This is a genomic window from Bacillus glycinifermentans (assembly GCF_001042475.2).
Lineage (GTDB): Bacteria > Bacillota > Bacilli > Bacillales > Bacillaceae > Bacillus > Bacillus glycinifermentans.
The window spans coordinates 1-23,674 of sequence record NZ_LECW02000002.1 but is presented as its reverse complement, the minus strand read 5'-3'; the positions used below and the strand labels follow the sequence as shown (position 1 = coordinate 23,674).

39 protein-coding genes and 2 pseudogenes are annotated in these 23,674 nt (G+C 35.3%); 3 read left to right on the top strand and 38 right to left on the bottom strand.

Annotated elements, in window-relative coordinates:
* Nucleotides 1-88: 88 nt before the first annotated feature.
* From AB447_RS02320 to AB447_RS02300, 6 genes are read right to left on the bottom strand one after another with little or no spacing between them, the layout of a single operon-like run.
* Complete coding sequence (locus tag AB447_RS02320; RefSeq protein ID WP_048355952.1) at nt 89-538, bottom strand: NADAR family protein; 450 nt, start codon at nt 536-538, stop codon at nt 89-91.
* Between the two features lie 42 nt (nt 539-580).
* A complete protein-coding gene (locus AB447_RS02315; RefSeq protein WP_021837996.1) occupies nt 581-808 on the bottom strand; it encodes a hypothetical protein in 228 nt (75 codons plus the stop codon).
* A gap of 27 nt (nt 809-835) precedes the next feature.
* Nucleotides 836-1,192, bottom strand: coding sequence for a hypothetical protein (locus AB447_RS02310; RefSeq protein ID WP_021837995.1), 357 nt, complete (start codon nt 1,190-1,192; stop codon nt 836-838).
* 59 nt (nt 1,193-1,251) lie between these two features.
* Complete coding sequence (locus AB447_RS25650; protein ID WP_009328256.1) at nt 1,252-1,425, bottom strand: hypothetical protein; 174 nt, start codon at nt 1,423-1,425, stop codon at nt 1,252-1,254.
* A 33-nt stretch (nt 1,426-1,458) separates the two neighbouring features.
* Entirely contained in the window at nt 1,459-1,647 is a 189-nt protein-coding gene (locus tag AB447_RS02305) for a hypothetical protein (protein WP_048349902.1), read from the bottom strand.
* Nucleotides 1,648-1,695: 48 nt separating this feature from the next.
* A complete protein-coding gene (locus AB447_RS02300; protein WP_048349901.1) occupies nt 1,696-2,511 on the bottom strand; it encodes a metallophosphoesterase family protein in 816 nt (271 codons plus the stop codon).
* Between the two features lie 119 nt (nt 2,512-2,630).
* On the opposite strand from AB447_RS02300, the gene sspC reads away from it, so the two are divergent.
* Complete coding sequence (sspC, locus tag AB447_RS02295) at nt 2,631-2,849, top strand: acid-soluble spore protein SspC (RefSeq protein WP_017474724.1); 219 nt, start codon at nt 2,631-2,633, stop codon at nt 2,847-2,849.
* Nucleotides 2,850-3,423: 574 nt separating this feature from the next.
* Here sspC and AB447_RS02285 read toward each other — a convergent pair.
* The 5 genes from AB447_RS02285 to AB447_RS02265 all read right to left on the bottom strand — a co-directional run bounded on the left by AB447_RS02285 (nt 3,424) and on the right by AB447_RS02265 (nt 5,897).
* Entirely contained in the window at nt 3,424-4,002 is a 579-nt protein-coding gene (locus AB447_RS02285) for a hypothetical protein (RefSeq protein WP_048355950.1), read from the bottom strand.
* Nucleotides 3,999-4,208: a hypothetical protein gene (locus tag AB447_RS02280; protein WP_117612599.1), complete on the bottom strand. Its 210-nt coding sequence runs from the start codon at nt 4,206-4,208 to the stop codon at nt 3,999-4,001. The genes AB447_RS02285 and AB447_RS02280 overlap by 4 nt, the downstream gene beginning before the upstream one ends.
* Before the next feature lie 39 nt (nt 4,209-4,247).
* The gene (locus AB447_RS02275) at nt 4,248-4,613 is read right to left on the bottom strand and encodes a hypothetical protein (RefSeq protein ID WP_043929170.1); all 366 of its coding nucleotides are present in this window, start codon (nt 4,611-4,613) and stop codon (nt 4,248-4,250) included.
* Nucleotides 4,614-4,756: 143 nt separating this feature from the next.
* On the bottom strand, nt 4,757-5,608 hold the full coding sequence (gene thyA / locus AB447_RS02270; RefSeq protein WP_048355949.1) for a thymidylate synthase: 852 nt from the start codon (nt 5,606-5,608) through the stop codon (nt 4,757-4,759).
* 1 nt (nt 5,609) lies between these two features.
* Entirely contained in the window at nt 5,610-5,897 is a 288-nt protein-coding gene (locus AB447_RS02265) for a hypothetical protein (protein ID WP_048355948.1), read from the bottom strand.
* Nucleotides 5,898-6,016: 119 nt separating this feature from the next.
* Here AB447_RS02265 and AB447_RS26090 point away from each other — a divergent pair, with 119 nt between their 5' ends.
* The gene (locus AB447_RS26090; RefSeq protein WP_085959890.1) at nt 6,017-6,181 is read left to right on the top strand and encodes a hypothetical protein; all 165 of its coding nucleotides are present in this window, start codon (nt 6,017-6,019) and stop codon (nt 6,179-6,181) included.
* Nucleotides 6,182-6,226: 45 nt separating this feature from the next.
* Here AB447_RS26090 and AB447_RS02255 read toward each other — a convergent pair whose 3' ends face one another.
* The 12 genes and pseudogenes from AB447_RS02255 to AB447_RS26080 form a co-directional block, all read right to left on the bottom strand.
* On the bottom strand, nt 6,227-6,409 hold the full coding sequence (locus tag AB447_RS02255) for a hypothetical protein (protein WP_017474732.1): 183 nt from the start codon (nt 6,407-6,409) through the stop codon (nt 6,227-6,229).
* Nucleotides 6,410-6,504: 95 nt separating this feature from the next.
* A complete protein-coding gene (locus tag AB447_RS02250; protein ID WP_017474733.1) occupies nt 6,505-6,939 on the bottom strand; it encodes a dUTP diphosphatase in 435 nt (144 codons plus the stop codon).
* A 312-nt stretch (nt 6,940-7,251) separates the two neighbouring features.
* The gene (locus AB447_RS02245; RefSeq protein ID WP_017474734.1) at nt 7,252-7,638 is read right to left on the bottom strand and encodes a hypothetical protein; all 387 of its coding nucleotides are present in this window, start codon (nt 7,636-7,638) and stop codon (nt 7,252-7,254) included.
* A 37-nt stretch (nt 7,639-7,675) separates the two neighbouring features.
* Nucleotides 7,676-7,927: a thioredoxin family protein gene (locus tag AB447_RS02240; protein WP_026080849.1), complete on the bottom strand. Its 252-nt coding sequence runs from the start codon at nt 7,925-7,927 to the stop codon at nt 7,676-7,678.
* Between the two features lie 40 nt (nt 7,928-7,967).
* Nucleotides 7,968-8,687: a hypothetical protein gene (locus AB447_RS02235; protein WP_017474736.1), complete on the bottom strand. Its 720-nt coding sequence runs from the start codon at nt 8,685-8,687 to the stop codon at nt 7,968-7,970.
* The gene (nrdF, locus tag AB447_RS02230) at nt 8,677-9,648 is read right to left on the bottom strand and encodes a class 1b ribonucleoside-diphosphate reductase subunit beta (RefSeq protein ID WP_017474737.1); all 972 of its coding nucleotides are present in this window, start codon (nt 9,646-9,648) and stop codon (nt 8,677-8,679) included. The genes AB447_RS02235 and nrdF overlap by 11 nt, the downstream gene beginning before the upstream one ends.
* Nucleotides 9,649-9,822, bottom strand: a complete 174-nt coding sequence (locus AB447_RS26085) for a hypothetical protein (RefSeq protein WP_017474738.1) — start codon at nt 9,820-9,822, stop codon at nt 9,649-9,651.
* A gap of 477 nt (nt 9,823-10,299) precedes the next feature.
* Nucleotides 10,300-12,834: pseudogene (locus AB447_RS24875) on the bottom strand (LAGLIDADG family homing endonuclease); the annotation flags it as partial.
* A gap of 249 nt (nt 12,835-13,083) precedes the next feature.
* Nucleotides 13,084-13,758, bottom strand: a pseudogene (locus AB447_RS02210) (ribonucleotide reductase N-terminal alpha domain-containing protein); the annotation flags it as partial.
* A 7-nt stretch (nt 13,759-13,765) separates the two neighbouring features.
* Complete coding sequence (nrdI, locus tag AB447_RS02205) at nt 13,766-14,167, bottom strand: class Ib ribonucleoside-diphosphate reductase assembly flavoprotein NrdI (RefSeq protein WP_017474743.1); 402 nt, start codon at nt 14,165-14,167, stop codon at nt 13,766-13,768.
* Nucleotides 14,167-14,514: a hypothetical protein gene (locus AB447_RS02200; protein ID WP_017474744.1), complete on the bottom strand. Its 348-nt coding sequence runs from the start codon at nt 14,512-14,514 to the stop codon at nt 14,167-14,169. Before AB447_RS02200 ends, nrdI begins: the two co-directional genes overlap by 1 nt.
* A 131-nt stretch (nt 14,515-14,645) precedes the next feature.
* Nucleotides 14,646-14,819 carry a hypothetical protein gene (locus AB447_RS26080; RefSeq protein ID WP_017474745.1) on the bottom strand — a complete coding sequence of 58 codons (174 nt, stop codon included), beginning with the start codon at nt 14,817-14,819 and terminating at the stop codon, nt 14,646-14,648.
* A gap of 397 nt (nt 14,820-15,216) precedes the next feature.
* On the opposite strand from AB447_RS26080, the gene AB447_RS02195 reads away from it, so the two are divergent.
* The gene (locus AB447_RS02195) at nt 15,217-15,531 is read left to right on the top strand and encodes a hypothetical protein (RefSeq protein WP_009328276.1); all 315 of its coding nucleotides are present in this window, start codon (nt 15,217-15,219) and stop codon (nt 15,529-15,531) included.
* Between the two features lie 40 nt (nt 15,532-15,571).
* On the opposite strand, the gene AB447_RS24870 is transcribed toward AB447_RS02195, so the two are convergent.
* The 15 genes from AB447_RS24870 to AB447_RS02145 form a co-directional block, all read right to left on the bottom strand.
* Entirely contained in the window at nt 15,572-15,709 is a 138-nt protein-coding gene (locus AB447_RS24870; protein WP_231105304.1) for a DUF1653 domain-containing protein, read from the bottom strand.
* 88 nt (nt 15,710-15,797) lie between these two features.
* Entirely contained in the window at nt 15,798-15,989 is a 192-nt protein-coding gene (locus AB447_RS02190; protein ID WP_017474747.1) for a hypothetical protein, read from the bottom strand.
* A gap of 58 nt (nt 15,990-16,047) precedes the next feature.
* Nucleotides 16,048-16,725, bottom strand: coding sequence for a hypothetical protein (locus AB447_RS02185; protein WP_009328277.1), 678 nt, complete (start codon nt 16,723-16,725; stop codon nt 16,048-16,050).
* A gap of 21 nt (nt 16,726-16,746) precedes the next feature.
* On the bottom strand, nt 16,747-16,878 hold the full coding sequence (locus AB447_RS27170; RefSeq protein ID WP_017474748.1) for a hypothetical protein: 132 nt from the start codon (nt 16,876-16,878) through the stop codon (nt 16,747-16,749).
* 14 nt (nt 16,879-16,892) lie between these two features.
* Nucleotides 16,893-17,264 carry a hypothetical protein gene (locus AB447_RS02180; protein WP_009328278.1) on the bottom strand — a complete coding sequence of 124 codons (372 nt, stop codon included), beginning with the start codon at nt 17,262-17,264 and terminating at the stop codon, nt 16,893-16,895.
* Between the two features lie 6 nt (nt 17,265-17,270).
* The gene (locus tag AB447_RS02175) at nt 17,271-17,756 is read right to left on the bottom strand and encodes a hypothetical protein (RefSeq protein ID WP_017474750.1); all 486 of its coding nucleotides are present in this window, start codon (nt 17,754-17,756) and stop codon (nt 17,271-17,273) included.
* An 18-nt stretch (nt 17,757-17,774) separates the two neighbouring features.
* On the bottom strand, nt 17,775-17,900 hold the full coding sequence (locus tag AB447_RS27165; protein ID WP_017474751.1) for a hypothetical protein: 126 nt from the start codon (nt 17,898-17,900) through the stop codon (nt 17,775-17,777).
* A 281-nt stretch (nt 17,901-18,181) separates the two neighbouring features.
* Nucleotides 18,182-18,352: a hypothetical protein gene (locus tag AB447_RS25645; protein ID WP_156415958.1), complete on the bottom strand. Its 171-nt coding sequence runs from the start codon at nt 18,350-18,352 to the stop codon at nt 18,182-18,184.
* A gap of 782 nt (nt 18,353-19,134) precedes the next feature.
* Complete coding sequence (locus AB447_RS02170; RefSeq protein WP_082634606.1) at nt 19,135-19,896, bottom strand: DNA-methyltransferase; 762 nt, start codon at nt 19,894-19,896, stop codon at nt 19,135-19,137.
* Between the two features lie 88 nt (nt 19,897-19,984).
* Nucleotides 19,985-20,182, bottom strand: coding sequence for a hypothetical protein (locus AB447_RS02165; RefSeq protein ID WP_048355945.1), 198 nt, complete (start codon nt 20,180-20,182; stop codon nt 19,985-19,987).
* A gap of 11 nt (nt 20,183-20,193) precedes the next feature.
* Nucleotides 20,194-20,778, bottom strand: coding sequence for a nucleoside/nucleotide kinase family protein (locus tag AB447_RS02160; protein ID WP_048355944.1), 585 nt, complete (start codon nt 20,776-20,778; stop codon nt 20,194-20,196).
* Nucleotides 20,779-20,952: 174 nt separating this feature from the next.
* Nucleotides 20,953-21,096: a hypothetical protein gene (locus AB447_RS26075; RefSeq protein ID WP_164918157.1), complete on the bottom strand. Its 144-nt coding sequence runs from the start codon at nt 21,094-21,096 to the stop codon at nt 20,953-20,955.
* Nucleotides 21,093-21,311, bottom strand: coding sequence for a YorP family protein (locus tag AB447_RS02155; protein ID WP_006640523.1), 219 nt, complete (start codon nt 21,309-21,311; stop codon nt 21,093-21,095). The genes AB447_RS26075 and AB447_RS02155 overlap by 4 nt, the downstream gene beginning before the upstream one ends.
* A 4-nt stretch (nt 21,312-21,315) precedes the next feature.
* Nucleotides 21,316-22,026 (bottom strand): 3D domain-containing protein, encoded by a 711-nt coding sequence (locus AB447_RS02150; protein WP_057957420.1) that lies wholly within the window; start codon nt 22,024-22,026, stop codon nt 21,316-21,318.
* Entirely contained in the window at nt 22,026-23,576 is a 1,551-nt protein-coding gene (locus tag AB447_RS02145) for a DNA polymerase domain-containing protein (protein ID WP_241494754.1), read from the bottom strand. The genes AB447_RS02150 and AB447_RS02145 overlap by 1 nt, the downstream gene beginning before the upstream one ends.
* Nucleotides 23,577-23,674: the final 98 nt, after the last annotated feature.

Genomic DNA, 23,674 nt, shown 5'->3' with positions numbered 1-23,674 from the left:
AAGGTTTCGGTGAGCTCTTGAATAATCATTTCCGTTTAATGCTTCTTTTGTGGTATCTAGTTTTCTCTGAATCTTGTTTATTAGTGATTCAAATTGATTGGTCTGTTCCATCTGTTCCCCTCTTCAGTTCATTTCTTACCCTCATTAGAATTTTCCCCAGTTTGTTTTCTCCGATCCCGTTACAAACTCCCCAAACTCTGTCTCCCCAAGTGTTCCCTTCAATTAAAATTGATTCCCCAGTTTGTAAAAGCCAATTCTTGAGCTGATCATTTTGTTCAAATTTAGCTTTCACGATCTCATACATAAACATTTCTTTGACTTCTTCCCAATCCGGCCTCAGTTTAACTCTACGCCCTTTCCTTTTTGCTAGATTAGGAGGTAAATCTGAAAACTCCAAGTGAATTGATCTGTCTGTCACTTTCATTGCTTGAAAAGCTGCTTCATTATTTTGATATGTGATCCCTTGATACATTACTGGGGCTGAATAAAAATTGCTTAAGAAATAATACTTACCTTTAAATTCATCAATTACATCCAATTCATATCATTCCTTTTAATTAGTTTATTTAACAGACCGATTTTATTTCTTCTTAAAATACTCTTCATAATCCTCTGTTGCAGCCGCAATATTGTTAATTTTCAAATCATTACCCCACTCAAATTCTTCGGATTCTTTAACATCTGAAACATGAACAAGTGACCACCTGAATGTTGGCGATTCTTCAATTTTTTCTTTAAGATCATCAACACTGTAAAATTCATTAGACATATCTGTAATATAAAATTCTGCTTTATAAACTTTCGCCATTTTATTCACCTCGAAATAAATTATTCTTTACCACACACTAATGTCTGTGATGTCTTTTTGGGTTTTACATTTTGAGCAAATCACCTCTACTCTTGTACCAATACTTGCACCTGTTAAAAGAAAAGATGTGTTACCTTTACATTTTTTCCAATGTTCTTCCCTAAAAGCATCCGCTTCCTCCCTTTCTTTTTCAGATAATGTATGAAGGCTGTTAATTCTAAGATTCTCGTTTTCTTTTAACAATTTAGAGATTTCTTCATCTTTTTTGAAGTTCCTCAGCTTTTCTGCAAATGAATCTCTTTCACCAATCAAATTGTCGATGAAAGTACTTAACTCATCCATCAACTTATTCTTCTCCTTATTTTCTATCCATTTGAGAATCATTCCACCACTCCCGTCTTATTTTGAATTAAGCAGATTATCGATCATTCTCCTTATTAATCTCATTGAAATAGCCCTCCCCAAATCACGCCTGCAGCTATAGCAGCTATAAAGACAGAAACAAATTTCATTATTATGAAGAACTTGATATGCTTTGTTTCATCTTCAGTTAAGTTCAAATCTGATAAGGCGAATAAACCAAACATAATCAACAATATCCAAGCTGTAACGGTCAATACTTTTCCACCTTTCTAAATGAAATCAACATTTTATATAGTGTGATGAAAATAAATCGATTCATTTTTATATACAAATCCAATATCACCATCATCTTCATGAAGCATATCGCAAGTCAATTTATTCCCATCTTCCTCGTTTACTTCGACCGTCATGTTTTCAAAATTTTGCTTACCAACTTGGACTGACACAGTACCATATCGTGTATGATATTTAAACATCCCCATTCCACCTCTTCTTAAAAAAATTAGAATTTCATTCAATCAAATTTAAATCTCAAAAGTTTTGATTTCAAACGTTTTATAGGTATCCGCTTCCTCACTTACACTAGGATACTTATCATAGTCATATGGGTAGCCTATACAGTTCATATGAAAGCTTGTTCCCTCTTTGGCAAACTCAGTTTGTAAATGTTCATGCCCACAAATCCAATGTTTAGCGTTAATGAATGGTACATCGACCATATAACAGCTGTTAGGCTCAAAAGGAGAATAAGGATTGTGAACAGGTGGGACGTGAGAAACAAATACATCGACATGAGTGTTTTCGAGCGTTTCATACCAATCCATTGAATCTTTCCACATTGCTCTTACCCCATCTTCTTTACTGTAACCATTAATGCTAATGTAATTTGAGTCATTAGAGACTCCTTTGAAGAAATCCCATCCTTCAATTCCTTTTGGCAAATACCACATAGCATCTCCTGCAAAGACTTTTCCTTTGTATGTATCCGTTGATTTGATTAAAGGTGTCACATTTTTTATGTCAACAGCCTTTTTAGTTAGATCATTCAACCTTCCTAATGAATCTAAGTACTTTCTTTTTTGGTTTTTGCTGATTAAGTAAAGATCATGATTTCCATATGTGAAGTAAACCTTCTCGTACTGTTTTGCTACTTCATCTAAAACCCAAATGGCTTGTTGATTCCATTCAGTAAAATCACCAGCAATGACCAATACCTCCCCATTACCGTTTGAGATCAACCTATTTACGATTTCCCTTGTTCGCTTCTCCCACTTGATCTGATTTACATTCCAAGGAATCCAATGATTGATATGGAGATCTGATACATAATCAATTTTCATTTGCCCCCTACCTTTCTTAATGAAAAAATTTATTTCTTTGGCGTGTATAAATTAAAATAATCTCTCCATAATATGATTCAAACAAGCTTGTTTTCATTAAACTTTAGGAGATGAATAAGATGGCTCAACAAAGTAGATCAAGATCAAACAACAATAACGAGTTATTAATTCCTCAAGCAGCTTCAGCTATTGAACAAATGAAACTTGAAATAGCTTCTGAGTTTGGTGTCCAATTAGGTGCTGAGACTACTTCTCGTGCAAACGGTTCAGTTGGTGGAGAAATCACCAAACGTTTAGTTCGCTTAGCTCAACAGAACATGGGCGGTCAATTTCATTAAGGAGGGGTAAATCCCCTCTTTTTATGCTCCTGTCTAATCCCTGCCATTACATTTAACCCTCTCACTTGCTCTATCACATTTTTCAATGGTATGATTTTCTATGTAAATATCATCTAGAGGTGTATTAACTTGTGGCAAAATAAGCACAAAACAAAGAAAAATAAGTGTTTGGTCAATATAATCGTATTCTTCTTTAATTTCTGGCCTTGTGCTTGATTCCTAATTTTTTATTTACATACTTTGTTTAAAAAAATCACTATTTAAGAAATCAAAGCAGAAAGAGAGCAATACATGTTTAAAATTTTTTTCAATTCACATCCATTTATTAAAAATATTTCCGAAATTCTAATCACAGCTATTTCTCTTGGTGTATGGTTTAGTGTGAATATAAATCATTACTTAGGTGTTTTTTTGGGATTCTTAACAGCTGGGACTATTAATTCAGTTTTAGGCTGCAGTTGGGAACCTAAGAAGAAAACTACCTGATGAAGAGGTTAACCCTCTTCATTTTTTGTGTCTTAATCTAAATAAAATACAGATTTCATACAGAATCAATTTTGTCAGTAGATAGATGTCAGCGCCTAAAAACTGATCTAAATCGCCTCCGTCCGGCTGTCGTCAATAATGCGCGCCTCGCATCTTCGTATCCTTGAGCATATGCAGCTAGCCGCAATTCTTCAATTTCAGCAATCAGGTTTTCCGTAGCAGTATTCATATTTTCCACTGCAGTATCATATCGTTTTTCAATGTTTTCCATTTCGTCAGCCTCCTCGTTATTGACGATGACTTCGTATTCTTTATAAGTCACATAGTGACAATCCAATCGATGTACGTCGTACTCCTTATAAGCGAACACTCCATTTCCGAATTTGTGCTGTCCATCGACAACTAACTCATCCCCGTTCTTATAAAGGCCGTGTACCGTATCTGCATTCGTAATTAAAATTCGATCATTTCTATTGGCTGGACGTTTTTCTGTGACGATGAGTTCGGCGTCTTCTTGACGAATATACAACGCCCTGTCTGGACTATCGACTTTATATGCATTCTCCCATGTTCCCAGTGAAGGAAAGACGCTCCCGATCTGGTTTGCATACCAGGCACCTTTACTATACGCCCTCTTAATCCGCACATACTTTTTAATTTCGCTCATTTTAGCGCCTCCTTCGCGTGTAAATTTATTTCGAACAGCTCAGTAATCGGAACTAAATCGACTGGCTTTTCGGGAAGCTCTGACTTCGATTCAATTAATTTTAACGCGTTCTTCAACTGCTCGTTTTCCCCAATCAATCCGGCAACGGCACAGCGTAGGTCTGCAATTTCGCCCTTCATTCTTTCGTAATCTTTTTTCTCTGTCATCCTTCGCATCCTCAATTAAATATTTTTAATTTGTTTATATCATTTAATTTCATTCATCTCACCTTTTATTATGAAAAATTCGTGCTCTAATTCTTTGAATCTTTTATTTACTATGTAGGCTTTACCATCTTTCATTTCAAATAAATCAGAGTATTTGTCTGGATTACTTCTAATAATCTTAAAAGCTATTGTTGCACTAACCCATTTCTTATTTTCAATTTGCTGAAGAACTTCACTCATTTCAAACAATAAATCAAGCTGCTCTTTATCCTGTTCAGTTTCGAGTCGTAGTATGTCACGTTCCTTTTCGAGTATTTCCCCTTGAAGGATTTCACTCTCTTTTTCTAATTCAACTTTTTTTGCTGCCAGATCAATCTTATGTAAGCCATTCGCTTCAGAACTCAATTTCTCACCACCTTAAAATACTTTTAATTTGTTTTTAAAATGAATCATCCCCTTTACCAGGCATCCTAAGAAAAAGGGTGAGTAACGACCTCACCCTGATTATATACTTTTAATTTGTGTTTGTCTATTGTTTTCTATATTCTTTATAAGGCTACCTCAAGTTTGATTTGGCTATGTGGCCTATATCCTTCTAGAATGAAGTGTTCAGGTTTATAGTCATAAAAATTCTTTATTGAATTATCCATTACTAACTTTGGTGCTGCCAAGGATTCGCGGTTAATAATTTCTTTGGCTTGTTCGATATGTCGGTCATAGATATGTAAGTTGTTAATATAATGATGAAATTTCCCTGGCTTATAACCACAAACTTGTGCAATCATATGCTGTAATAACGCATATTGAGTTACATTGATGTTCCCTGCTACAAGATAATCTGACGAGCGTTGGACAAGGGTCATGTTTAGAAATTCTCCGTCATAATCCCACATTGTCAAGAAAGCGCATGGATATAACGTCATTCCATGAAGATCTTGATGATTATACAAATTTGTAATGATTCGTCTGCTGTATGGGTTGTTTTTCAGATCCCAAATCAACCTGTCAATCTGATTAAAGTATCCTTCTTTGTATTTGTGCTCATACTGTATCTGTCTCCCATAGGCTAAACCTAAATTGCCATCTTCATTAGCCCAGCTACGCCAATATTTAACTCCATATTTTTCTTCAAGCAACTGAACATCGTTTGATTTATCTTGGTATATCCAGAGAATTTCTTTTAACCCTGATTTAAAAGCCGTTGGCCTTAGAGTAGCAATAGGGAATTCTTTCTGTAAATCATATTCATTCAACACTCCAAAGCATTTTAATGTATAAGCTGGCGTATCATCAGACCACTTAGGTCGAATCTTTTGCCCTTTATCCGATTTGCCTTCGGACAGTATTTTATATAAATTTGATTTTAAAATTGTATCCGCAGTGTTAACTATATTACTCACCTCATTTTAATTCATTTATTAGTTCATCCATATTCTCCTTTACACTTTTCTGTACTGTATTGGGCAAAGCTTTAATTTTATTGTTGATTGTTTTGCTTCCTACATTGCGTATTTTTTCAGTTAATTCTCGAAAAGCGTTCAAAGCTAAATCAATGATCTCATCAAATTCCCCCTGGATTTTATGAAGCACGTCAAGGTGTAATTCGTCTGACTCCTCAAAAACAACCAAGGTTTGTTCTAGCTTATTAATTTTTTCTAAGTGTTGCTTTATTTCATCTACCTTCTTCATTTTGCACCTCCTTAACAATTATGATAAAAGTCTTCTTTTATAGCGATGTTTATTAGATCGGCATCTCTGTCCTATATGTGGTAAAATTATAAAAAATAAGTAAAGGAGCTCCGTTAGACATGAGTATTATCATTTTGGCATCCATGCTTTTATGGGGTGCAGTCATCCACGAGCTAAGTAAACCTTCAAAAGAGCAAAGTAAACGAAAAATGATCTCTTTGATGTCTTTAGGCTCTTTATCAACTTTAGTCATTACTATTTCGCTTTTCTCTAATTTAAATTGATTAATATTAGTTCTGAGGAAGCTTTAATGGGCTTCCTCAGAAAATCTACTCGCTACACTTTTTACAGTAAACCTTATCAGAGTGTTTGCTTAACACTCTGTCCATTCTCCCCACAGGCATCTTCTTCTCACTTGGAAGTGTAATATGAGCTACTATCTCATCGCCTGATTTTAATGTTTTTCCGCAGTTAGAGCATATTAGCTCTATATTAAAGAAATTTAATCCCATATAAGCAACCTCCTTATTTCCACTATAATGTAATACGTTAATGCTTTATCAAAGTTTCAGGATAAAGAGATCCTCATTATCTAGGAATTAATAAATTACTTAGTGCCCGTTGAACCGTGCCCTCCGCGATTTTCGTTACCTAAATGATCTACCTCGACCAATTCAATTGCAGGCATCTTCTTCATAATTCTGAATTGACAAATCCGATCTCCTTTTTTAATTTCAGTATCTCGTAGCGCATAAGCTGGGAAGAACCAGAAATCATCGTCCCCTTTGTATGACTCATCAATCACACCCATTGAATTTGTCTGAATGATACCGAAATTTTTATATGTACTTGAACGAGGAACGACATGGGCTTCATACCCTTCAGGCAATTCCATCGCTACTCCGAGAGGAATCAATTGAAACTCATTCTTTGGAATAGATACATCTTCCGCAGCCCTCAGATCAATCCAATCACCCTGTTCGATTTTTGAAATGCGCGTTTGTTTTTCGTCTGCATATTTGATTTTGATTTGTAGTGTCATTTTTCAAGCTCCTTTTATTTAAGTGTCTTTTATATTCTTCGGAAATTTGGAACACAGGATATAATTCATGTAGAGGTATTTGATCATGCCTCTTTAATTTATATCCAAATCAAGAATCTTAGTGCCTTCCTCTGTCCTCCATTCAAACTTCAATGTTAGTTTGCAATCAAGCGTTAATTCCATAAGTCTTTCAAATACAATATCCAAATCTAAGTTAGTGTGCGAGCTTACAGTAGTTGGATAAAAAAAATCAAGATCGGTTAATTCTTCAATAAAAAAATCAACTTTCCACTTAGATATTATTTATTCCCCCTAATCCTTAATTGGCTCTGCCTGATTTTCAAACTTTGCTTTCAACTCCTCATACTGTTTACGTTCTCTTTCTTCTTGTTTTTTACGGAATCTTTCCCTTTCAGCTTCCTGTTTCTTTTTCAATTCTTTTTCATATTCTCCCCACTCAGATTCGTCAATGATTCCTTTTGTATGCAATTCTCTTCTAAGAGGATATAATATTTCCTTGGCTTCATGTGCATAAAATACTCTTGTCTCTTTATCTCCATCGTCCCAGCCAACTTCTTGGCAAACCATAAATACACCTTTATCTTTTGTAATGATAGTTGTTTGTTCACAAAACTGATTTGCCCAGACATAAGCAATTTCTTTTCCGATTAATTCTTCTTGTTTTTCAATGAAATACATTCAATCTCCCCTTTTAATTCTCATTAAAAAAACCCCATTATTTATAGTTTTCGATTTTAAAAATTAATTCATCTAATTCATTTGGCTTAAAACCGCTGCTGCGTTTTACTTCTTTACCTTCTCCATCGAGTAGGATAGTGACGGGAACTCCCATCACTCCATACTCTGCTGCTACTTCTGGCCGTACAGTAACATCAATCGCCTCAAATTCAATCCCTTTTTCTTTTAGATAATTAGAGACTAATTGACAAGGGGTGCATGAAGGCTGTTCTAATTTGATTAATTTCATCATAGTGATACCTCCTTTTGCTTTAAGCGCTTTTGTTTTTTCAATTCGATTCCTTAATCAGTTTAAAAGTCCATCCGTTATAGTTCGAGCGTTCCCCTCGTAAACATTTCTTTATTATTGGGCGATGCAGTCCGTATTTTTCAGAGAAAGGACGAAGTCCTTCTGCTCGTATAATTTCACCATCAGGGGATTTAGCTATAAAGTGGACACGAGTATTCGGTAAATCTCGATAAGCATTATTGACTTCCCTAGTGACAAAGCAACAAGTTTCCAGGGAATAAATCTTTTGGCTTTTCGGTGTTCTTTGCTGTTTTATGTCTTTGTCGAGAAAGAGCTTTCGGTTATTGAAAAGATCCTCATCATATCCTTCTATCTTTGAAACATCTTCGAGAAAATTCTTGAAACAATACCATCTCTCACAAACTCTAATCCCTGAACCGCCATAGTTAGAATACTGTGAGCAACTACGATCGTAACAACGTTCTAGCATCCCCTTCCAAACGGAGTATACATTTTTCACATCTGACATCTTTGCGTCACCAAGATATCCAACTCCAAACACAGATCGTTCATATCGGTCTTTTATTTTTCCACGAATTATTTCAACTTTTTCTACATCTCGTTCATATCCGGTTTTTATGAATCGTATTCTAAACAATTTTGTTCCGTTTTTCTTTTGCCCATTTACCCGTAGAACCTTATATTTCTGACCATGGTTATTTGAGAACACACTTCCGACTAGTTCTTTTTCAATCCCCAAAGTAAAAATCCTCATCTTTTAAGGCTTCAGCAGTAGCCTTCCTGTAAGAATTCCCCTTTTGACTAAAGAAGTCCATAGATTTAGTTTTTGTACTCAATCCGTTCAACACAACTGGGTTAATTTCTTCTTCATAAAAATAATGGTCGAAGCCCAAATTATTTAAGGCTTTATTTGCGTTATATCGTATAAACTTTTTTACATCATGAGTTAGCCCAACTTGATCATATACATCTTCGGTATACTCAAGCTCATTTTCATATAGATCGAGCAGCAAGTTAATAACCCATTCATACAATTCTTTTTTCTTGATTTCAGTTTGTTTATTATAGATTTCCTGAGCCAACAATCCTGTGTATACACCGTGAAGTGCCTCGTCACGAATTATCAAATTAATGATTTCTCCGCTGTTCATTAACTTCCCCTGACCATAAAAATACAATGGATAATAAAATCCTGAATAAAACAGGAAGCTTTCAAGCAATACAGATGCAACCATTCCTTTATACAACAACAATTCATTATCACTTTTAATTTGTTTGTATACAGAAACAATAATATTTGCTTTCTTCTGCAGATACTTATTGTTTTTAACCCATTCAAAGACTTCATTAATTGTTTCCATCTGAGCTAAAGTGAGAAAGATATTGCTGTATGACTTAGCGTGGACTGCGTTCTCCATCATCGCCATGAAATTCAGGACGGCTTTGCGCTGATGCCCTTTCACATGCTCAGCGATTGTAGGCATACCAGTATTCCCTTGTTCTGTGTCTAGTAAGGTTAATCCGGCCAACACTTTCATATATGTATCTTGTTCATCTTTCCCTAAGTATTCCCATGTAAGCAAATCTCCGTTAAGTGCGATCTCTTCAGGGAGCCAAAACTGCTTAACGTTCTGTTCATAAAACATTTGTGTGAATCCGTCTTCGTGCTGCGACCAGTTGGCCGCTGTATATTGCGTCAATTATTCGTCCTCCTCGTCATAATCTACTTCCTCGTCTGATACAGCACTGAAAGACCATTCGCGAGGAATATCTTCGTTGAATAACCAATGATCGATTTCATGCGTCACACACGTTCCTTGAATTAATTCGTCCTCGTTGTAAATCACGTAGCCCTCGATTTTAACCTTCCGCACATCTGCACCTCTTTATTTTTTAATTGATGGCTTATAGACCTTGGTCTTTTTCTCTTTCTTCCACTCCATAAACGCATGTCTGTTTTTAATGTAAGATACAAAATAAATAGACGCTTTTGTCCGTTTGTATAATATGTTGTTTAACAGTAGCCAAATTGGACATAAGAGAATGATTACGGTAGTTAAACAACCTAAAAATACAATTAAAAACACTGAAAAATGCGTAGCAATTTCTAAAACTTTGCTTGTAAAATTAATCATCAAAACACCTCCTTTTTGTTTTTGGAATCCCTATCCGGATAGCTAACCTGTAAAAGAAGAGTCCATTATCGCTGATCCACACTGGAACTTTTCTTGTTTTTCCTTTTGTGTACCACTCCGTGTCACTATAAACTGTAAGGATGCGAAATCTAAACACATCTATGTATAGGCACCTTACCTTGCTCCCTTGCGCACAATGTATCTGATAACTCACATTTAAACCACACATGATAGGCAGCCTTCCTGCCCCGTGTCTTTTGTCCGCGCATAGTACAACGTCTTGATCCCTTTGTGATGAGCGTACAAGTCAATTCGGTTCAGATCGCGTGTCGTCATTGTATCTTTCAGGAACAATGTAAAGCTTATGCCTTGGTCAACGTGCTGCTGAATCGTCGAGATCATGTCGACAACTCTGAACATGTCCATATCATACGCTTCTTTATAGTAGAACCAGTTGCTCGGCGCAAGTCCAGGCATCGGATAATACGTCTTGGAGTTGCCGTATGTTCTTTCTTCAATCCGCTCCATGATCGGCATGACACCAGCTGTTGAGGATTGAACATATGAGATGCTTCCTGTAGGAGCTATTGCTTGTCTATAAGAATGATATAAGCCATACTTCATCACAGCTTGTTTAAGCTGCTTCCAATCTTCAATTGTTGGAATATGCTGTTGCCCAAACAGTTTTTTTACCTTTTCAAACTTTGGACTAAAGCTTTGTTCTTCGTATTTCTTGAAATATTCACCTGATTTGTATGTAGAGCCTTCAAACTGGTAATATGTTTCCCCGGCTTCTTTGGCGATTTCCATTGAACGCTCAAGAGAATAAAAGTTCATCATCATAAAGAAAGTGTTCGCGAAGTCCCTCGCTTCCTCACTTTCGTAGGCAATACCATTTTGAGCTAAGAAACCGTGCAGATTCATTGCTCCAAGCCCAACTGACCTCATAAGCTTATTTGCCTTAGCAACTGCTGGAGCATTTGTAATATTGGTTTTATTCGATACATGAGTCAATGCATCAATAGCTAATTTAACTGTATTCTTAATTGAATCGTTCTTCATGACGTTGAAGATATTAATCGAGCCTAGATTACATGAAATGTCCAAGCCAATTTCGTCCTCTTCTCCGTAATCGGTGTAAGACGATACTTGGGAAGCCTGAAGGACTTCTGAACAGTTACCAGTTACAATTCCATTAAAAATTAGAGAATGATAATCTTCTTGTGTTGTGTCATAGACATCCTCTACCCCATCTTTTTCAATGCTGATAATTTCGGCTGTGAAATCATGTTTTGGCTTTCGTGATTTTGCTTGCAATGTTTCAGTCAACATGTTGAATTTGTACTTATCATATTCTTTCAAATTAACAATGCTCATGAACAATTCTCTCGACGCTCTGTCCTGAATACTAAGCTTGTGAGTTGGTTTAACTTTGTATAATTTGGAACCGCCCCGGCCATCAGGGAGAAGCTCCTGTGAGCGTTTGTTATTGGTATAAATGGTTGTATATACTCCCATATTAATGAGTAACTTTTGCACATCTTGCAAACTCTCAAAATCAACTGATGTTAATTCAATTGTTAGTGCCTTCGCTTTATGATTGGCATTTACACAACCATCCGTTTGAAACAATCCAGACAAATAAGCTGCTTGTGTTTCCTTGTCAGCTTGATATAAGAACTCTGGAACTCTTGTTTTTGTATCTTTTGTCATTCCATATTTATTTAAAATGTCAAAGAGCACTGTACTAGACATAAATAATAAATCTTGTTTCTCTGGATCAGCAGCATTAAATTTTGGAGTAAAAGAAGTGTTGTGCTTATAAACACGATTAATTTTATGTCTATTAATTACAAGATGAACACTCTCTTTAACCTTTTGTTCCAACACCTTTTTATTGTCATATAAATAAATCTTCGCTGTCTTATCTGTTATGGTTCCATCCCCAGCTATAATCCCCATGATATATGCGAGATCAGGTTCATGAATATTCCCATATGCCCCTTCACCTGACTGAATCAGTAGTTTGTCCCCCGGAACAAGTTGGTTAAGCTGAAGTTTCTGTATTTCGTTATTTCGTTTAACATAAAACTTGTGCCACTCTGTTGCTCTGATTTCAAATCCTTGCTTAGTTTTAACTTTAAAAACACCTGCGTCCTTTTTAGTTAGCTGCATAGGTATCGCATTCACAATTGAAGTCCCTTTACAATCCTTGTCAAACCGTTTTGTCCGATTGTCAATAACGACCCTTAAATCTTTTTGACTTTTATAAAGATCTGAGGCTTTTTCGTACCCATTTTCGGTTAAAAGAAGAGTATCTCCCGTCACACACAAGTTAGAAAATTTAACCTTCGAAACATGACTGTTAGCGTGGAATCGGTTTACATTGTCGGCAAACATCAGGTAAGGATAACCCGATTCTGATCGTAAGATTGCAAGCTTTTCTAATAGTTTACGAGCATTCGCTTTTTTCTTTCTGACATTTGGGTTTTCGACCAGTTCATCATACATTTTTGCAATATCCATTTCGTCTAAATGTTGCCCGTATTCCTTATAAACTGAATAAGGATAGAACATGTAGAAGTCTTTATCTTCCCTAGCAAGCTCAATAAATTTATCTGGAATAACTACACCAATTGATAATGTTTTTGCCCTAACATCCTCATCTGCTGAGATTTTTTTCGTATCAAGGAAATCGTTGATGTCCGGGTGAAATACGTTAAGATAAGCAGCTCCTGACCCTTGTCTTTGCAGACTATTCGGACGTGTTCGCTACACACGCCCCGCCTTTCGGCAGCTTCATGTTACCACGAAGATTAGACTATATCTTCATCCCATTGGGATGCCTCCAGTTTCGACTACCAATCGCTTGTAGCCTACGGCTTTTGCCTAGTCGTTGAACGTTCCTCGAATGAGGCTTCGCTGCTGATTGTCCTATAAGGAGTTCCCAGCAATTAAAGAGGTTTTCGATCGCCATTACTGACGAAAGGGGCCAAATTAACCCATTTGATCTGCATAGCGGAACGCGTTGTCAAGCAGCTTCATTACACCTACAACGCCTTTAGTGGCATTTTCGACGTCTTTAATTGGTTCTCCCTTTGCTCTAATCTTGCTTAAATTAAGCGCGACTCCGCCTCCGAGTTTAGATAACTGCATTGAAATATCAACTGCTCTAGAAATGTCATTCAATGAATCATTAACTTCGAGTAAGAAGCAGCTAACCATTTCACCTCTTCTTTTTCGTCCTGCATTAAGAAAAGTAGGTGTTGATGGTTGATATTCCTGTTTCATCATAAGTGAAGTGAATTCTTTTGCTTTTTCAGCATCTCCATTGGCGAAAAACAAAGCAACAATACTCACTCGATCTTCATATCGTTCAAGAATTTTCGTTTTATCGTTTGTCTTCAAGGCATAGTCATTGTAAAACTTGAATGCACTCATGAATGAAGGGAATCTGAATTTGAAGCTATACGCCAATTTGAACACTTCTTTAATCTGTGCAAAGGTATATTTGCTTAAAAACTCTTCTTCGTAATAATCATTCTCTAAAAGATAGTCCAGTTTTTCTTTGAGATCGTGAAAGAAGACAGTGTTTTGATTAACATAGTCAACAAAATAACTGTGTACAGCTTCCCTGTCCTTCTCGAATTGAAACTTCCCGTCTTTTTGAATCATAATTTCGTTATTCAGTTGAACCCACTTTGGCACCTGATTGATTAATGTCAATAAACTTAACCTCCTGTATTAACTTGTCCAAGTCTGAATCTGATCCACTTAATTCAAACTTAAGAAGTACTGGTACTTGATAGTGTTGTGAGAGTTTATCTGCCGCCGCAGCATAATAGCTACCCCAATTTCGATTCCCGCTTGAACAAACCCCGTACAAAAAATCTTTATTATTATGTATAAACTTCTGAGTTTTTTCAGGAATTTGCCCGAATTTAATTGTGTATGTAATATGTATGAATGGCTCATCAACCTTTAAATCCTCAGTGATTTCCATAGTTTTAATTTGCATTTTTTGCTCAAGCTTTCTTACAAATCTTCTAACATTACCTGTCATGCTTTCATATGTAACAAGCATTATTCGTTTATACTTCCTGAAACAAATTTCTCTGTGATTTCTTCTGCTTGATTTTCCGCAGAAAACCCGGTGCTTGCCTCTTCTAAATTAATTGCAGCCATTTCTTGATATCCTTTTGCCATTGACTCGTATAATGAAGCATCCTTAAATTGTTTGACTTCGACATATTTGTTCCTGTAGCTTTTAGGTACGACGTATTGCTCTCCTTTTGGATTGGTAGCCACAAGCTCTCCCACTGCAACAGGGACAGAATAGCCTTCCGGTGTATGTATTGTCATATTACTTTTAGCTTCTTCAATGCTCACAAGTTGATCTTTTTTCACATACAGTTTTTTAGCAGCACCCATAACTCTTCCTCCTTAGATTACTTTTAATTAGTATATAAAATTATGATTTTATTTAGATTATTAGAATCAAATCACCATTTTCGATATTTGACAGTTTAAATTTGAAATGGTTACTCATAATCTTCCTCCTTTCATTTCCCTATATTAAGCACGGCTCTTAATTCATCAGCCAATACTGAAACTTCACGACCATAATCATCAAATTTAAGGTTTACATACTCTCCGTTTGGTTTTACGATGAGTTTCCCTTGTGGATGTGTATTGTCTGAATCTTTGTGTATTTTCAATCTAGCTTCAAGTTCCATGAGATCATACCTCCCTATAAATCCGTAATTCCACCTAAATACACGATAACTTTGTACTTCACCTCCCTTTACTGATCATTAATAAATGCTTAGCTCCTATCCACAGGTTCCTAGCTAAAGCAAACTGTGAACATTCATCAACTCGAGCACAGTATATTGTGTTTCCCTGAATGGTAGTATACTATATATTGTGAAGGAACACATATTCTACCTTGAAAGGCAGGTGTATACATATGCCTAGAAAACCAAGCTCCAGAAGAGTCTCATCGCCAAAAATGGTTAAAGTCGCTTCAAAAGTCTTGAGAAATAAAGGCTCTAGCAAAACTTCAAAGAGTTTAGCAGGTTCAGTTCTCTCTCAAGCAAAATCAAAAAGAAAATGAACAGGAGATGAAAAATTATGAGTAATGGTTTCAAAGAATTCGATCGAAAACTTAAAAAAATGCAACAAAAAGCTAGTGAACTTGAAAAGGGACAAGAACTTCAATTAAATGAGCTTTTTACCGATTCATTTATGAAAAAGAATACGAAATTTTCGTCTCTTGATGAAATGCTTGATAAATCTCCTTTCACCATTGAAACCCAGCAAGATTTTGAATCAATCCCCGATGATTTATGGGATGACTTTGTTAGGGAAAACAGTAAATTTTTTAACTGGGAAGAAATGCAACAAGAAGCAGCAAACATATATGTTGCTAAACAATTAGGCTTCTAGGGAGATGGCTTCGGCCATTCTTCCTTCGATTAACGGCTTCTCAATCCATTTTTATAAATCTCTTATTCTCTTTTCCATCTACAATCACATTCCCAAAAAACATGTCCTTAGGTCTTGCCCAAAGTGTTCCATCTTGATCTTCATATGTAACAAGTATTTCTTCTGTTTCAGTATGAATGATTTCCCCTATAACCTTATAAATGCCACCTTTATAGTGTTTAAAATAACATCGATAAAATCAAAAGTGTCCATTGTAGCTTTCCTCCTTAAACTTCCTCTAAATGCAACACAAGAACATTTTTATATGGATCTAATTGAATCTCATCCCTTGCTTCTTCACCATCAATCCTGAAGTTAACTGGTGTGTCGCCGTAAAAATCAAGTTGATCTTGTAATGCTTTAATTACATCACTTACTTTTGGGTTAATTAACTTGCCATTAATCTCATCATAAGCCACGGGCTTTCCTCCTCTTTCTTTAAAATCATCCTTTTATTTAAACTATGTAGGGCACCAATCACTCATATTCTGGGTTGGTAAAGCTCGTCTGATAATTATCGATAATCAACTTTGATTTACGAGTCCACATTTTGAAAATAGTTGCATCTGCGCCATATAATCCGCCCATGATTGTCTTATTATCAAAAGCCCTATCATTAATTTCTGCTCGTGTGACTGTTAAATCGTTGTCAAGTGTTAATCGATATTTGCATCTGTACCAGTCTTGGTCTTCTTCTGGATCGATATAAATGTATTTACCACCATATTTATTTTCAACAATTACAGTGATCTCTTTGTAATCATCATAGTGCAGTTCATTCAGTTCACAATCTTGCTCTACGATTTCATTGATAAGTTCAGACAGCTTGTATTCTTCTTTTGCAGTACCCAAAATATCCCGGATACTTTCTTGAATACGTCTTCCCCCTTCCTCATGGACAGATCGCTCTAATTCATCTCTTATGATATTTACAATAACTTGGTTGTAAGATGGAATATCCAAACTTTCTAAATTAAATTGTATCTGATCTTGAACTTGCTGCTTCAATTCTTTCCCAAAGTCACTCCAACTTTTAAAAGAATCTTTAATAATATCTTGAATGGTTTCTTCAAGTTGCTTCCTTACAATTTTCTCAACGTATCCTTGATCTTTTAATTCTGTAAGAGTGTCATTTATAATTAAATTTAAATCCATTTTCATCACCCTTTTTGTTTTTTAGTTAAAATAAAACTTTTGACCAGCTATCTTCGACGGCATAGTAACCACCTTTATTTCATCCACTATTTCTCCAGATGGACTCTTTTTAAAAACAATCATTGCAGAATCTTTTATATTCACATTAGACATTTATTCAGCTCCTTTCATCTTCTCATGCTTACACTGCCACCCGCGTCTACACTTCCGCCTACAGTTCCACAACAGACACTTCCCCCAGCATCTACATTCCCTTTAACATTGCCGCAATTTACACTTCCTCCTGAATCAACATCACCTAAGACGTCACCTCTCACTTCAACAGAAGCATCAGAGTAAACTTTAACTGGGCTGCCTTCGATTTTAACCTTTACTTCTCCAGATACAGAGCTCTCTACAGCCTGTCCATCAATAAGAACTTTGTTATTGGTTATTGTAATGTTGTTCCCTTCATATCTAACTCCATTAACAGTGACTTTACCGCTACTGCTGATGACTGTACTTGTTTTACTTTTACCAAGAAAATTCAAAATTCTCACCTCCTTTTAATTAAACAGCCGTTTCAACCAGGATTTATTAGCCTTAACTGCATCTGCATTTTCATATCTCTTTTCATGCTCAATATCCATAAGAGCTTCTTCATACTGTTTAACTGCCCATTCTTTGCTTAAAATTGTTTCTTCATCTTCAATAATCTTAACAATGTGATCTGTTTCATACGTCCATTCATTATTGAGGTTTCGATATCTGTCCTTAATAACAATGTAATCATTTATACCTTTAATATAAACTTTTTCACCAACATTGATAGGTTCTCCGTCTATCTCCCCTTCAAAAAATATCTTCTTTTCACCAATAGAGTGATCTACAAATGAATAAACTCCATGTTTATCGTATGCAGATATAGCACTAATAAAAGGCTTAAGGACTTCACATATTTCAACATCTTTAGAAAACAACATAGGGTGTACATTAAACATATAATTCTTGTATAAAATTTGACCCGTAAATTTTGCTTTATGTCTTGTCAAACCATCGCCTCCTTTAAATCAAACAAACGCTTCTGCAGCAATTTTCTTAAGAGCTTTAATGAGCAAATCAAGTGCTTTCTTATCGCCCATTTCATCTCTGTTTGCTTCAATATAGTGCACTGCATTTTTTAATTTATTTTTCATACATTAGCCTCCCTCTCAATAAAATTTGAATTTCATTCAAATCTTTGTTTGGATTTGTCGTTATATGCGCTTGCCTGGGAAATTAGATTATTGAGTTAAGAATAATTCCCAAGCCTGTTGTGATTGTTCCTAAAGCCAAAAATGCAATATAGTAATTCTTAAAATCTCTCCAATCTCTATAAAATATTAGATGAACCAATGTTGATGCTAATAAAGAAACCCCGCATATAATAAGCAAAAAAGCTAATCCTTGATAAAGAATATGGATACACCTCCCTTAATTAAATCAAACCGATAATCAATAACAATGCTGCTGTTATAAATGATAATCCAGCCAATAATGCTATAATCGTATGTACATTAGAGTGAAACCTTCTTCCCTCTTCATCCAAAGAGACAATCCCAATCAGAATACAACCAATGATTTCAAGAATATTGATAGCTAACTGCATTGCTTTTATCTTCTCCTATATCTATTTTTGTCACAATGTGCGCTTGCCCAGGAAATTACAAGAGGAATACCCCCACGCTCTATTACAAATTATCTTTTTAATTAGTTTTATGGGGATAATTAAGACCTATATGATTTAATGTTTTCTTAATACTCATCCCCTTACATTCGTTACTAATCCTTGAGAATAATTCATTACCACACTTTTTACAGCAGTTAATTTCAATTCTGTCTTCTGCTGTTCTAACTTTTTCTTCGGATATCCTTACACATAACGGTTGTGCGGTGTATCCTTTGCAGATATCACATATGTAGTTCATTATTCAACCTCTAAAATTATGTTTTAATTATATACTTTTAATTTGTTTAAGTAAATAAGAATTCACCAAATTTCATTTTTTATTTCTTTGATTTTAATAAGAGAAAAAATCAAATCATTGTCTACACGTTTCCAGGTTTCATCAGAAATTGTATCTTCTAAATATGTATGTAAATTATCAAGGCGATCTTCGATCAAATCTAAGTGATCTACTATGAATCTATAAGGATGGCTAATGTTTCTTCCCTCCGTTCAGTATGTATGGATAATCCAACTATTCACCAGCTTGTGATCATATGTGCGCTCTTGGATCTCACAATTGAACGCTCTTCGTTTGTTTATGTATGCAATTGCTTTCTTTTTAGTCGGGAATTTAAGATTAACCCTTGTCCCGTTCCACAATACTCTAAAATAATTCTCCCCCAAATTCACTTACCTTTCTCTGTTTAAATTTGATATTTTATTTAGATTTTTATGTAACTGCTCAGGCGTTTATTTGCAATTTCACAATACTCTTTACTAATCTCAGTGCCTATGTATTTGCGATTATTTAAAGCAGCCATCTTGGCCGTTGTTCCACTACCCATAAAAGGGTCAAAAACAATGTCTCCTTCCTTAGACCACGATAAGATATGGTCTTCGGCTAACTTCTCTGGAAATATTGCCGGATGTTGAAAAGCTATTTTGTCACTAGTGCTCTTATGCATGCCAACTAAATAACTCCAAATATTCCCCTTAGTCTTTTCATCCTTAGTAACTAAGCATACTGATTTTCTTCTTACCGCGGGATTGCATTCCTCAATAGAAGCTACTCCACCTCTTTTAGAATAATCATATTTCATTCCCGCGGTTCGACAAGGTTCTTTTCTTGGATTAAACACGTTTGGTTTTCCTTTAGAAAAAACGAACATATATTCAAACTCTTGTTCATACCTGTTATGGTTTTGAGGCAGCGGATTTTCTTTTCGATAAATCATTGTATCGTGCAGATTAAAGCCAATTTCCTTAAAAAATAGAGCCTGTTTAAAACTTGTCCCTGACTCAGACCCTTTGTGTGTTTTGTCTCCAACAACCCAAACGACCACTCCGCCCTTTTTTGTGATTCTGTACAACTCTTCAGCAGTTTTTTCGAAATTAAATGAATAGCCATTGTAATTTCTTAAATCATCATAAGGAGGAGAAGTAACTGTTAGATCAATGGAGCAGCTATCTATGTACTCTTTCATAAACTGAATGCAATCGTAGTTATGTATCTTGTTTAGAATCTTGTAATCTATTTCTCTTCACGTCCTTTTTCTCTTTAAAAGAGATATTTTATACAATTGTTTTCTCAAAGGTAAGGCTGTCTCTTCTAATTTCCCGAAGTTTGGCCTTTAGTTCACTTGTCTCTCTATCAATCTCCAAATAGCCATTTACTTCTTTCATCACCTTAACTTCTTTTTTAGATTCGAGAATTTCAATGACTCTTTTCATTTCTAAAATTAGAAGCTGCTTTTTCTCTTCTTGACTCATCATAGTCCTCCTCAATCGTTTTGAATTTGTCTAAATACGAAATCAACAACCTCGTCTTGATTCATGTGAGCAGTATCAATTTCAATCAACTTCACACTTCCCTCGCAATCCCAATCAATATGTCTTTTTAATTCATCTATGAATTTATAATAAGAATCCTGCTGTTTTAATGATTCTTCCACACTTTCCTCCACTTGAGCAAACAGAATCTTATCTCTTTTCAATCTTTCTTTAAGCACATCCTTATCGGATACCGTAAAAAAGAAAATGTAGATTTCGTCATCGAGTGTAGGTAGCAATTTACACAGGCTCTTAAATTTTTGATGAAAATCATATTCTTTATATAGGGATGAGAACACCATTTCTGTTGGGAAGAAACGATCTAATATCGTTGTATAGCCACTCATCTTTGACTTCCATTTGTGAAAGAGCTCAAACATGCCATCATAATAATTAGATATTTTCTTAAGCCCAACTTCACCATCTTCGTGGAAACCTGTCGGATTAATCAATGTACTATGCTTCAGCCGCTGCCTAAGTTTATAAGCTACTGAAGATTTTCCAGTCCCTCTTGCTCCCTCTAAAATTATCAGCATTAATCCACCTCCTTTCGAATTTTATGGAATCCCAATACCTCATAAGATCCATCTTCATATTGAACTTCTACTTGATGATATCGTTCGTCCACTGTTTTTACAGTAGCTCTTTCGCCGGAATGGTTAACAATGACTTTCTCATCAACTTTGCACACTAAACACACATCCTTTTAATTAGTACAAAATAATTTCATCAAAGTCATATTCCTCATACCCAATTCCATCAAAATCAATTCCAGCTATTTTGTTTTCATGATCTATGTATGAAATAACCCCAGTTCCCATTTCATCTACGTATGCCTTTTGGTTAAGCTTCAATATGTATCACTCGCTTTATGTATTAAATTCAGTTCCGACTCTTTGTATCTTCCAACCTCTCCATTAGTGAAATGAAGAACATCGTAATCATATTGCCAACTGTTTATTCGATCAATAATAATACCTTTAAGCCCAACATACGATGGCATTCCATATTTGGCGTTACTGTTGACCTCAACTTCATCATTAATGTCGTAAGACCAGTACTTCGGCAATAAATCATCTCCCTTTTTTAAGAACTGTTACTTTAACATTTTTCCGGCCAAAATCTTTTGCAATTGATTCAGATCCAACAAGAACATCAATCCTATTTCCTTTAATATCTCCTCCTGTGTCTATTGCGTAGGCTTCAAATGAATTGCTGCCGTATGAAACTCTGACTAATGAATTTAAAGGGATTAGAGAGGGATCAACAGCAATGACCCTCTTCCCCCTGTAGTAAATCGTATTTGACACGTCGTAGCCTGTTTTCGTTGTACCTATGCAGCCAGTATCGCAAAATGAAATGTAGGCTGTGGCAACCATACTAAAGACTTGAGCTTGTTCTTCAGGCTTCTTTTTTGTTTTCTGCTCATATCTCTTCTCCTCACTCTCGTAACTCACTTTTAATTTGTTTTTATGTTTTTTCTTTTTTATTTCTTCTACTTTTATATGTAAATACTTATCTTGCGCTTCATTAATGATCTCTTGACTTGTCTTTAAATGCGGCAGCACCTCACTTTCAAATTCGAAATCCCAAATGTTGAGTTTTTTATAAAATGGCTCTTTTATTGGGTCTTTGTTTGGCTGCATTAATTGATCATTCATTGATTTGTATGTTAATGTTGATCCCACCCCCAGTAAGAAGATAACTGAATATATCTTCATTTCTTTATAGATATTATATACTTTTAATTTGTTTATGTATATCAGTTTTTTGAAAATTTCCATCAATCCTTTTTCTTTCCTTTTTTCGGTGTTTTAAGGAAATCATCGATCCTTTTCTTTGCTACAGAGATGTAATAATCCTTATCCAAATAGCTTGGAATTTCTTTTGTTTTGACATCATCATTATCAATAAAACATTTCTCAGGCGTGTTTGCTATTTTTTCAATTCTTTCTTCATTTTTTACCTTGAAAACCCCTTTTGCGTCTTCTTTTTTAGAAGCAAAAACTCTTAAGACCTTTTCAGGCAGCTTCTCTTCACCATGCAGAGCATACTTATATTTATTTGAAACCTTAACGATTTTCTGAAATTCTCTCAACTGCTTACAGTTATTGATCGTTTCTTCAACTGGAATGTTTTTTGTGAAATATTCGATCATTGCTTTGTTCACAATTGGAAGATCATAATCAAGGTTATTAAGCTTTTTAACATATGCACCCTTTGATTTGTAATTTTGATTTCCATCAATGATTATGTAATTGTTAACATCCTTTTGATAAATCTTTTCATACACATCCCATTCAAGTGTAAGACGAGTTCTATTCTCCCATTCTTTTGCAACTTCTTTGATTACGTCAATATCTGATTCCTTTTCCACTTTCATAAACAATCCATCTGTATTTGACTGAATGAGTTTGCAATAAGGTTCAATTTTTTCGATAAGATCTAATAACAATAATTGACCAGCAAGACATACGTTATTTGCCATTAAGGGGTCATAAAGCGGATTGTATTGATCTTTCATTGCTCCATATGTTGAGTTAAGAACGATCTTGTATGGAGCCTGTTTAGGATCTTTTTTCCGTTTAAGTTCAAGGCGTGTATCCCTAATCTCATTATACTTTAAAGGATCTCTAACGTTTCTACTGATATAACTATATTCAATCATAATGGATGGGTATAGAGATGCAACGTCACAACATAGAATAATCCCTTCATCCTTATACTTAGGAATAGCCCCATGAAGCCCACCCCAAGCAAATATATGAGGAACACCTGCCACATCAACTTTTAATTTTTTTGAGTAGTCAAGGTTTTCAGGATCTTTATACCACTCCACAATATGCTTGTATTTTTCAACTTTCAATGTCTTAGGGAACTGAAGATCAAATTCATCTTCCCTATTTTCATGCTTTTCTGCTCCTAATATAAAGGCTGACAATTGGGCTTTTGTTTTTGTAAACATCGACATGTTCAAGTTAAAGGCCTCGATTAACGCTAACTGACTTTCGAATTCTACTTTTTTATTGTCAAAAACCTCAATTGTTTGTTTAACATCATGAATACAGTAGTCAATTACTTCTTTGATTTCCTCTGGAGTTAAAGGTCTGTCGATATCAAACGGAACTGATGACTCTTTAATTCTCGATCCCATGAAACCCTCAAGCTGCTTCAGACTATGGAATCCTGTTGTTATGTCAAAATTGTTTAGCGGAATTTTATATCCTTCTCTAACAACATTAAATCCCTTTACATTGTCCTCAATGATTCTTTTACTAATGAAATAAGGGTTCATTCCTAATAAGATTCCCTTTAGTATGTATTGATCGTACATTCTTGAGTTATATCCTATCCAAATATCATCTTTAAAGAGCTTATAGAACCTTTTTAACTCATCAATGTTGTCTACAATAACTATTTAGCCCCCTAATG